Origin of the sequence: Arthrobacter sp. R4, from assembly GCF_051365025.1 — a bacterium.
In the GTDB taxonomy this organism is placed as follows: Bacteria; Actinomycetota; Actinomycetes; order Actinomycetales; family Micrococcaceae; genus Arthrobacter.
The window spans coordinates 54,847-62,883 of sequence record NZ_JBLWIJ010000023.1; the positions used below are offsets into that span (position 1 = coordinate 54,847).

Genomic DNA, 8,037 nt, shown 5'->3' on the forward strand with positions numbered 1-8,037 from the left:
TCAAAACGTGCTGCCATGGCCTGGGACAGCACGGCTATACAAATGTGCCCATGTTCACCTAGATCTTGAGCACATGGTCTTCACTGCTGTTCCCAAAGTGCGAATACTTTGAGATCGAGTACCAATAGTGCTCGCGGCACAGCAGTTTTTTCGCGCCATTTGACTGTCCGAAGACTTTGTCGCTGACGTGGAGTAAACGGCGGCCCTGCCCGCCATCAAAGCCAAAAACAGATTACGGAGCCGTCACACATAACGACGTCCGCAGTGCCTCGACCGAGGCATAGACAAGCCGGGCGATGGCAAGAAAGCCGCCCAATAACTGCTGGGACCCGGAAAAGAAGCGAGAACTGGTTTGAGTTATCATCAACGCTGCGAAGGCTGCGGCGCTTCATCTTCACTCAAAGCGGCATCACCGCCACCTATGACTGTTATCGGCCAAGCAGCCCCATTGATGAACTCGTTGTTTTCTCACACAATTGCGATAGACACGTGGGGACGGGCTGCGAAGTCGTTCTCGATGATGGACCCAAACGGAACTTTAGGCGAGAGTGCGACGGAAAAGTGGTGGAAGTCGTGGCGCATTACGAGAAGGCCACACCGAGGGTGGGCATGGTTTCCTGTTTGTGCAGCTTTGACGGCTGCGTTCAGTTTCTCCTCCATTTCCGCTTTGCTGTGGACAAAGAAATCCGCGATAACCTGCATGATGTTTCATTTCCCTTGTGGTTGAACGCTCCCGCTGGTGTACAACGCCTGGATTCGGTTGGGCGGGACCTTATTGTTGGCGGGATTGCCTCATGACGGAGATTGCGGCACGGCCGCGGCAGGAATTCCTGGGGGCCGTGCCGCTGCATGTCTAGTTTGCTGCAGGTTTTGCTATTTCGCTGTTGCGAGTATGAAGTCGTAAGCGACTTCACTGCCGGTGCCGTCGCTCTTGTCCTGTGGGTTCAGGATCAGTTCGGGTTTGACTGCTGAGGCTATGTCATTGCTGAGGTGGTCGCCGGCCTGGAAGTATAGCTGCGTGGTGATCAACTGATGGTTATCCGCGCTAACTTTGAGGTGCAGGTGGGCGGGCCGCCAGGCGTGCCAGCCTGCTGCCTCGATGAGTTTGCCGCAGGCCCCGTCAGTGGGGATTTGATAAGGTGCCGGCTCGATGGTGTGAATTTCGTAGCGTCCTTCGTCATCCGTGAGAATGGTGCCTCGAAGGTTCCATTCCGGAATGCCGGGGGCGAACTGGGAGTAGAAGCCCACATCGTCCGCGTGCCAGATCTCGACTTTCGCGCCGGTCAAGGGGCTGCCGTCGACGCTGGTGACCTTGCCGTGGAGCACGAGCGGCGTGCCCGGCTCGTATTCGCGCATTGGAAGGGTTCCGGGGCTCTGCTGGATGGGGGAGTTGGGGACGTAGTAGGGGCCCTCGATGGTGCCCTTGCTGCCTTCGCGGTTTTCGTTGGCTACTTCCTCTACGGCGTGCTCAATCCATACGTCGAGGAAGAGGGGCCATTCGCCGGTTTCGCCTACCTCGATCAGCCAGGCCTTGAGGGCGTTGTACTCCTCATAGGTGACCTTTTCCTCGAGGACGGTATCTACTAGGGCCTTGATGGCGCGTGAGGCGAGCCGGTTGACTCGTTCCGTGGTGACTTCGGATGTGAAGCTCGCGTTGGCCCTGAAGCGTTCGGTGGCCTTTGCTCCCGAATCGGCGGCTGTTGCCTGTGTTTCTACGGACATGGCTTTCCCTTCTTAGTGTCAGGCTTCTTCGGTGAAACCTGTCATTTTCGTTTTATTTGCTGCTGACGGTGAGTGCGGACGGGTGCTGGGCGAGGGGAGTGACCTCGATCTGCATGTAGGGGTAGAGCGGGAGTGTTTGCAGAATGTCGTGGAGGTCATCGTTGCTGTCCACATCGAAAACCGAGTAGTTCGAATACCTGCCCACAACACGCCACAGGTGGACCCAGCGCCCGTCACATTGCAGTTCCTGCGCACGGGCCTTCTCGGTCGCTTTGGCTGTTTCCACATCTGCAGCAGAGAGATGAGACGGGATGTCCACATCCATTTTGACGAGGTAGAGCATTGGTAGGTCCTTCGGAGTTTGTCAGTTACATTTAGCGGTCTTGCCGGTAGCGTTCGAGCCGGTCCGGATCGATTTCAGCCCCTACGCCTGGGAGGCCGCGGACACTTATCGTTCCGTTGGTGATGGTCAGGGGTTCCGAAAGCAGGTCATCGGACATGTCCAGGAAGTTTGAAAGTTCCCCCGCCCGGCGGGTCGTTGCTTCGTGGGCTGCACCGAAGGCGACGGTGGCCAAGGTCCCAATTTGGGAATCGATCTGGTTGCCCATAACCACGTCTACGCCCAGCCCTGTGCACAGCCCCAGGATCTGCTGGGCCTCGGTGAACCCGCTGCGTGCTGTCTTGATGCTGATGGCGTTGCAACCGCCGGAGAGCAGTTCCCGTGAAACGTCTCCGGCGGTGGGAACGCTTTCGTCACCGACGACGGGAATGGCCGATTTAGTGACGAGACGACGCCGGCTCATGGCTTCCTTCGCGTCACACGGTTCTTCGAGCAGCGATAGACCCAGCCCCTCAGTGCGTGAGAGCACCTCCAGAGCCTCATTTGCGGTCCAGCCGCGGTTTGCATCCAGATAGATGTCCACGTCGGAGCCAAGCCCTTCCCTCAAAACGAGGCATGCCCCCACATCAAGAGCGAGTGGGCGGCGGCCTACCTTGAGTTTGAAGGTGGTGATGCCATATTCGGCCCTGATACGGACTGCTTCGTCAAGGAGTTCGGCCGCTGGTTTGAATCCCAGCATGTGGCTCACCGTCATGCGATCGCTGTACCCGCCGAGCAGTCTCGATACCGGTAGGCCGCAGGACTTCCCAATGATGTCCCAGAGTGCGATATCGATGGAGCCTTTTGCTGTTTGGTTGTGCACCGTGCGGTTCAGGATCGAGTGGATCTTGCCGCGCTCCAGGGGATCCATTCCGACAATGGCGGGGGCGAAGATGGTCTCGACGATTGCAATGGCGGATTGTTGCGTTTCCCCGTAGGTGTAGGGGCGTGGGGGAAGATCGGCTACGCCTGTGATTCCCTCGTCCGTGTGAATGCGGATCAACACATGCTCTGCGTCACTCACATACCCGCTCGCGAACGCGAGAGGCCTTGAATAGGGGATCGAGTAGGGGATCGCCTCGATGCGATCTATCTTCAACAGCAGCACCTTTGGTCGTAACGACGATGGAGTCGTTGGCTCAGTGGATGGGGCGGCATGGATGCCATGTTCCTGCCTTCATCAATTTTCGTGGGCGGGCTATGCAACCAACAGGCGAATTATCACTGCGGCGAGTAAAGCTTTCTCTGCTGTTGCCGCAGGGAAATCCGTCGTAGCGTTCGGAAGAAACGAGACTAAGGAGGCTGTGGATGCGACAACGGAACTTCCATCGCATGTTTTTGACCTGCTACGTGGACACATTTGGCTATGGCTGGCACCACGTGGACCTGTTCGTTCATGATGAGCAAGGCCTTGAAGTGAACTGGGTTCATTGGCAGGTGGATGAGGATGGGCCAATGGCGGCTGATGCCGTCACTGCTTTGGTCGAGCCTGAGCTGAAACGCATTTCTGAGTGGCAGCATGGGATGAGCGCCAACGGCATGGAATACTGGACGGCCGACGCGGCCTGGCGTTAAAACGCAGAAGCAACCAGGCACGTTAAAGGGAGTGGCTCCGCTGGATGATTCCCGCGGAGCCACTCCTCTCTAGCGGTTTGTTTCAGTTACTTGCTTGCCGGGACAGGGCTCTCATCGGCGGCATCCATAGCGTACTTGTTCTGCAGTAGGCGGCCTGTGCGGTCGGGGTTGAGGAAGAAGACCGACAGGATCCCGGCCACCAGAAGCAGCGCGCCGGCCACGCCGAAGGATTGGTGAACACCATCGGTCATGTTTGCGATCATCTCTGCTGTGTCCTTTTGCCCGGGACTTGGGGTGCGGTAGCCGGCGTTCTCCATGAAGAGACCGACTGCTGTTGGCGAAATGATGGCACCGACAGATGCGATGCCTCCCAGAGTGGCCATAAGAACCGGCCGCTGCTGGGGGCCGACCGCATAGGCCATGGCGCTGGGGGCCATGGGGTAGATAACACTGCACCCGGCGGCGATCGTCAGTAGAGCTACGGACGCCGCGCCTGTTGTTGCGGGCAAGAGGAGGAAGGACGCTCCAGCCACGGCAAGGGAAACACCAAAGGGCACGCCGATGGCTTTGTGGACGCTGACGCCCCGCCTCATGAGGTAGCGACCGAGGATGCCCAGGCCGAGCAGGACGGCGGCTCCAAAGAGCCAGGGGAAAGTAAAGAACACGGCGACCATTTCGGGAGAGAGATTGACAACTCCCGCGAGGTATTTGGGGGACCAGGTGGTGAGGAACCCTTGAGTCCAAAAGTTGGTGAATCCTGCGAATACGGCTACGACGAAGGATCCCGACATGAGGATGGCGCGCCATGGAACGCGCTTCTGACGATCGATTCCCGTCAGTTTGTCCTGCTCAGTTGAGCCCGCTTCCGTCTCGCTGGCATGAACCTCCGGGTTGGCAGCTGCCTGAGATTCGGGAACGGCGGAGGCGTTGGGGGCTGGTTTGCCTCGCTTGCCGCCGTATGGGCCGTCCCCTCCCAGGATGAACCAGGTGATTGTCCAGATAAGTCCAATGATTCCCAATACGCCGAAGGCCCACCGCCAGCCGAAATTGACGATGATGACAGCGAGGAGGGGAGCTGCGACCACGGGCCCGAGGGTGGAGCCGATGGCGATGAGGTTGCTGGGCAGGGACCTGTCCGCGGGACGGAACCAGGAATGGGCTGATGAGAGTGAAATGGCTGTAGCTGGTCCTTCGGCACCGCCAAGGAGGATTCTGGTAACGAGCAGGACTGCTGCGCCACCGCCGAAGAGCATGGGAAATTGAAGGATCGCCCAACTGAGGCCCATGGACAGAAGCACCCATTTGATGGGGACTTTGCCTGCCCATATGCCCAGGAGTACCGATGCTATGGCGTACAGGAAGAAGAAGGCGCTGCCAATGAAGCCGAACTGTACCGTGCTGATACCTAGTTCAGGGATCGCTTGTTGGGCCACGAGTCCAAGGACGGCTTTGTCGGCGAAGGCGATGATCTGGAAGAGAATGAGCATGACTGTGATCAGCCACGCCCGCTTGTTCATGCGGCCAGTTTGAACCGCTTCTGCCAGGGTTCCTGGTTTTGCAGGTGAGGATGTCATATCTACCTCTGTGTGTCGGGGTGGGTGAGGAAGCAGCAGTTCTACTGCTGGTGGGTCAAAACTGGTTGGGACGGGTGCCCGGCCGAGGCGCGGAGGGCGTCTTCGATGCGTTCACCGATGTCGAAGAGCTGTGGTTCCCGGCCGGGGACGCCGGTGAGTTGCAAACCAAGGGGCATACCGGATGGGCTGCGTAATCCGGGGATGCTCACCACTGGCAGGCCCATCGCCTGCCAGGGGCGGCTGAGGATGGGACTTCCTGTCGCATCTATGCCGAGTGGCGCCGGCCCCAGGGCCGCCGGCCCCAGGACTGCACCGAATCTCTCCATCAGCGCGAGGAATTTGCGGCGGGCGGCGGCGATGCGGGCGAGGGCAGCATGGTATTCGCTTTCCTTGATGCCGCGGCCCGTGGCAAGGAGATCGATGAAGGGTTTGCTTAGCGCTTCGGCGTTCCTGAGCTCGTCGGAGCGCTCGGCGGCGGCTTCTGCAGCCATGACGGTGGCATGGTCATTGGCCAAGTCGCGGATCAGTTCGTGGTCTGCCCACTCGGTGAGGTGGATTTGATGGCCGTTGCTAAGCAGTGAGGAGGTGTGTTGCAGCGCTTCTGCCATATGGGGGGTTAGCTCGTCCAGCCCGCTGCCGTTCCAGAGCAAGAGATCCACTGGAGTCCTGTGGTCCAAAGGTCCGCTTGCCTTATGTCCGCTGAGGGCATCCCAGGCGTAGTGGACGTCTTTGACGCTGCGGGCCAGTAAGCCGAGGGAATCCAAGGATTTGCTCAGTCCGGTAACGCCGGTCATTGAGAACTGTCCGTGCGCTGTGACAAAGCCTGCAACCCCGCAGTAGGAGGCGGGGCGGGTTAGTGATCCGGCGGTTTGTGTTCCGAGGGCCAGCGGAACCACGCCGGCTGCGACGGCTGCTGCTGAGCCGCTGGAAGAGCCGCCGGGGGTGTGTTCAATGTTGACGGGGTTGCGGGTAGGGCCCGGGCTGAAGTAGCCGAACTCGGTTGTTACAGTCTTACCAAGTACCACAGCGCCGGCCTCGCGCAGGAGACGAACGCAGTCTGCGTCAACCTGAGCAGCAACACCGCCTTTGAGAGGAGATCCGCACCCCGTCGGCAGGCCTTGGACGTCGATAAGGTCCTTCACTGCAACGGGAACACCCCAAAGCGGCCCTTTCGGGCCACCGGCGGTTTTGAGGGCGGATGCTTGCCCCACGGCGCCTTCCTCATCCACCCTCACCCAAGCCCTAATTGACTCTTCCGTGTCAGCGATCCGTTTGAGGCTTTCCGCGACGGCGTCATGGGGAGTGACGATCCCGTCTCGGAGTCGGGCGGTCAGCTCCAGCAGGCTGTTGGGGGAGTTCAAACTGCGACCAGCTCCGGGGTTACGGAAAGGCGATGAAACTGCCTCTTGAAGTAAACGAGGCTGTCACGCTCCTCCTGGACCTCAATCCGGTCTACCTGAACGAAGATCACCGAGTGGGATCCCTGGGTGCTGCGGTCGCTGATACGGCCGACAATTTTCACCAGTGCGTCCCGCAGTACCGGCACGTTTCCGGCGTCCTTTTCCCAGATGTCCCATCCGAAGCGTTCCTCCATGGGCACCTTGGTCGCACCTGAGAAGTGGCGGGCAAGTTCCTCGTGTTCCCCGCTGAGGACATTGATGCAGATCTCGCCGTTATTCTTGAAGATGTCGTGTGTGGCACTGCTCTGGTTGACGCATACGAGGACGGTGGGCGGCGCGTCCGTGACAGAGCAGACCGCGCTGACGGTGATGCCTACGCGGCCGTGGGGGCCGTCGGTGGTGACCACGTTGACGGCTGCCGGAAGGTGGGCCATCGCTGAGCGGAAGTCTTTTTGGATCTGGGATAGTTCGGGCATTTCGTTTCTCCAACCGCCGTGACCGGGTACCGGTCGTTTCGTGAATACCTATGAGAGAAAATTAGGTTGATTCCCGGCTAATGAGTATTGCGATTTATCCCAGCATGCTTTAGCGTTCGCCTTAGATAAATAGGTGACATCCTTACGGGCGTCTTCGTTGACTACCGGGTTACGGGCTAGGTAGCTTCAAAGAAGCCCATTTCCCCCTTGCAAGGTCGTCATCCATGGATTCATCCGAAGCTCTCGTCTACATCGTCGACGACGATCAGGAGTTATGCGACTCACTTTCGTGGCTGCTGGAGTCGGTGAACATCAAGTCACGCATCTACAACGACGTGGCCACGTTCCTTGCCGAATACGATCCGGAACTTCCGGCATGCCTGGTGCTGGATGTGCGGATGCCCAGGACGGGCGGGTTCCAGCTGCAGGAGACTTTGAATCAGGTTTCCTCGCCGATTCCCATCATCTTCGTGTCGGCACATGGCGATATACGGATGTCGGTGAAGGCATTGCGGCAGGGTGCTATGAACTTCCTGGAAAAGCCGTACGATCCCCAGCACATGCTGGACGTGGTCCAGGAAACCATGGAGCTGGCTCAGGAGCGCTTCGAAGCGGACCGGGGCAGACGGGAAATCAAGGAACGGATTGCCGGTTTGACTCCGCGGGAGCGGGAAATACTGGCTTTAGTTATCGACGGCCTGCCGAGCCAGAACATTGCCCGAAGGCTGGGTACCAGCGTGAAAACAATTGACGTGCACAGAACCCGGATCAAGGCCAAGACAGGGGCAGACAGTATCGCCACTCTCGTCCGGGACATCCTGCAACATGATGTACCAGTGAACTGATCCGGGGAGGTCTTCCATAGTTCCAAGGACCACAAGACGCAGCGAGGGCGGGCCAAGGGCCGGCCT

Annotated in this window: 9 protein-coding genes; 2 read left to right on the forward strand and 7 right to left on the reverse strand. The window is 59.0% G+C overall.

Annotated features, from left to right (window positions below; all coding sequences use genetic code 11):
- Positions 1-468: 468 nt before the first annotated feature.
- From ACLKOZ_RS15355 to ACLKOZ_RS15370, 4 genes are all read right to left on the reverse strand, one after another.
- The gene (locus ACLKOZ_RS15355) at positions 469-702 is read right to left on the reverse strand and encodes a hypothetical protein (RefSeq protein WP_436476217.1); all 234 of its coding nucleotides are present in this window, start codon (positions 700-702) and stop codon (positions 469-471) included.
- Positions 703-873: 171 nt separating this feature from the next.
- Complete coding sequence (catA, locus tag ACLKOZ_RS15360; protein WP_436476219.1) at positions 874-1,722, reverse strand: catechol 1,2-dioxygenase; 849 nt, start codon at positions 1,720-1,722, stop codon at positions 874-876.
- Between the two features lie 52 nt (positions 1,723-1,774).
- Positions 1,775-2,065: a muconolactone Delta-isomerase gene (gene catC, locus ACLKOZ_RS15365; protein WP_436476221.1), complete on the reverse strand. Its 291-nt coding sequence runs from the start codon at positions 2,063-2,065 to the stop codon at positions 1,775-1,777.
- A gap of 31 nt (positions 2,066-2,096) precedes the next feature.
- On the reverse strand, positions 2,097-3,200 hold the full coding sequence (locus tag ACLKOZ_RS15370; RefSeq protein WP_436476223.1) for a mandelate racemase/muconate lactonizing enzyme family protein: 1,104 nt from the start codon (positions 3,198-3,200) through the stop codon (positions 2,097-2,099).
- A 209-nt stretch (positions 3,201-3,409) separates the two neighbouring features.
- Here ACLKOZ_RS15370 and ACLKOZ_RS15375 point away from each other — a divergent pair, with 209 nt between their 5' ends.
- The gene (locus tag ACLKOZ_RS15375) at positions 3,410-3,676 is read left to right on the forward strand and encodes a hypothetical protein (protein WP_436476225.1); all 267 of its coding nucleotides are present in this window, start codon (positions 3,410-3,412) and stop codon (positions 3,674-3,676) included.
- Between the two features lie 86 nt (positions 3,677-3,762).
- Here ACLKOZ_RS15375 and ACLKOZ_RS15380 read toward each other — a convergent pair whose 3' ends face one another.
- The 3 genes from ACLKOZ_RS15380 to hpaC all read right to left on the reverse strand — a co-directional run bounded on the left by ACLKOZ_RS15380 (position 3,763) and on the right by hpaC (position 7,126).
- Positions 3,763-5,193, reverse strand: a complete 1,431-nt coding sequence (locus ACLKOZ_RS15380) for an MFS transporter (protein ID WP_436476227.1) — start codon at positions 5,191-5,193, stop codon at positions 3,763-3,765.
- A gap of 98 nt (positions 5,194-5,291) precedes the next feature.
- Complete coding sequence (locus tag ACLKOZ_RS15385; RefSeq protein WP_436476229.1) at positions 5,292-6,611, reverse strand: amidase; 1,320 nt, start codon at positions 6,609-6,611, stop codon at positions 5,292-5,294.
- The gene (hpaC, locus tag ACLKOZ_RS15390) at positions 6,608-7,126 is read right to left on the reverse strand and encodes a 4-hydroxyphenylacetate 3-monooxygenase, reductase component (RefSeq protein WP_066285255.1); all 519 of its coding nucleotides are present in this window, start codon (positions 7,124-7,126) and stop codon (positions 6,608-6,610) included. Before hpaC ends, ACLKOZ_RS15385 begins: the two co-directional genes overlap by 4 nt.
- Positions 7,127-7,350: 224 nt before the next feature.
- Here hpaC and ACLKOZ_RS15395 point away from each other — a divergent pair, with 224 nt between their 5' ends.
- The gene (locus ACLKOZ_RS15395) at positions 7,351-7,971 is read left to right on the forward strand and encodes a response regulator transcription factor (protein WP_436476231.1); all 621 of its coding nucleotides are present in this window, start codon (positions 7,351-7,353) and stop codon (positions 7,969-7,971) included.
- Positions 7,972-8,037: the final 66 nt, after the last annotated feature.